The 1,684-nt window shown below is 57.6% G+C and carries 1 protein-coding gene and 1 pseudogene; both read left to right on the top strand.

Translation table 11 applies throughout. The features are described 5' to 3' along the window. Positions 1 to 263, top strand: a pseudogene (locus B2W52_RS04875) (ATP-dependent helicase); the annotation flags it as partial. A gap of 160 nt (positions 264 to 423) precedes the next feature. Continuing rightward, the gene (locus B2W52_RS04870; RefSeq protein ID WP_053113221.1) at positions 424 to 1,632 is read left to right on the top strand and encodes an OmpA family protein; all 1,209 of its coding nucleotides are present in this window, start codon (positions 424 to 426) and stop codon (positions 1,630 to 1,632) included. Positions 1,633 to 1,684 lie beyond the last annotated feature (52 nt).

Here is a 1,684-nt window from a genome sequence, read left to right as displayed (position 1 = left end):
CAACCATTCGGTTAACTGCCCCCCTGACACCGGTCAGCCAGCGTTACGCCGACCGGGAGAGCGTCACCCTTGAAGGCCAGGCGGCAACATTCGAAAACTCAACGGAACCACTCTGGCATCAAAAACGTCTTGGCCACGCGATCTTTGGTCCCGGCTCGGTGGTCGCCGAAGATGAGAATTCTTTCGAGGTACATTTCGACAACGGCGAGGTGCTTAACTTCAGTAAAAAAAGCGCGCATCTGTATTTTTCCGCTCTGGCCTGAAACGACCTCGGGGTCGTAAAGGTCAGCTGGGTACAATTGCGGACGTAACAATCCGTATCATTTTTTTGTTTTTTTTGGCCTACTGGCCTAAATTCCGGGTATACAAGCACTTTTCATGTGGAAGTGCGGTACCACAACGATAACGAACAGGAGGTTCTGCATGAACGTCATGCGTCCGATTTCCGCGGCTGTACTGGCCGCTACCCTGGCAACCCCGGCCATGGCCGATCGTCAGGAAACCGTTTACATCAACCCGTTTGCAGGTTTTCAGCTGTTTGACGACAAGCGCGATCTGAGCGAAACCGGCACCTTCGGCGTTGGTGTGGAATACCGCTTCCGTCCCCACTGGTCGGTGGAGGCGCTTTACTCACGTGCCGATGCAGACCGCAAATACGTGCCGGGCGAATCGGAATTTGATGAAGTTCGGGTTGACGGTACGTATTACTTTGCAGGGCCGGACGAAGCCTGGAACCCATACGTTTCTCTGGGCGCAGGCCATGCAGACTTTGGTTCGGACAACAGTGGCGTTCGCACCGCGGGCAGCAACCATGACGAAACCCGAGTGAACGTGGGTACCGGCTTCCGCTACAACATCAGCGACGCCGTATCACTGCGCGGTGACCTCCGTGAATTCCACGGCATTGATGAAAGCACCTTCGACACTCAGGTCTCTCTGGGCATCAGTTTTGCGTTTACCCGCACCGTGGCGCAAGCAGCGCCGGCGCCTGTGCGCCCGGCAGATGCAGATGGTGATGGCGTGCCGGATTCGCGGGACCAGTGCCCCGGCACCCCGGCAGGCGCAACCGTTGACAGCAATGGCTGCGAGCCGGATTCGGATCGCGACGGCGTGGCCGACAGTCGTGACCAGTGCCCGGACACACCGCGCGGTGCGGAAGTAAACAGCCGTGGATGTGAGCTGGACAGCGATAATGACGGCGTGGTCAACAGCCAGGATCTGTGCCCAAATACGACCGCAGGCGCAGAGGTTGATGAGACAGGTTGTGAAGGTGTAACCGAGACCATCGAAACCTTCACCATTGAAGTCCAGTTCCCGAGCAACAGTTCGGTCATCGGCAATGCCTACGATGCGGAGATCCGTCGCGTCGCTGACTTTATGCAGGAAAACCCCGAAACCATCGTGGAAATCGCCGGTCATACCGACAGCCGTGGCGCTGCCGACTACAACCAGTTCCTGTCCCAGCGTCGCGCTGAAGCAGTTGCTGGCCGTCTGACCGGGCCTCTGGGTGTTGATCCGGCACGAGTGGAAGCCGTAGGTTACGGTGAGGAGCAGCCGATCGCATCCAACAACACAGCGGACGGCCGAGCTGCCAACCGCCGGGTTGAAGCGCGCATTCAGGTTCGCCGTTAATTTAAGGTTTTACCTGAGTGGTTTGAAAAGGCGCCTTCGGGCGCCTTTTTTT

It is taken from the genome of Marinobacter sp. UBA2498 (assembly GCF_002341575.1).
Taxonomy (GTDB): Bacteria; Pseudomonadota; Gammaproteobacteria; order Pseudomonadales; family Oleiphilaceae; genus Marinobacter; species Marinobacter manganoxydans.
The sequence above is the reverse complement of the archived record's forward strand: the minus strand, read 5'-3'. Positions and strand labels throughout refer to the sequence as shown.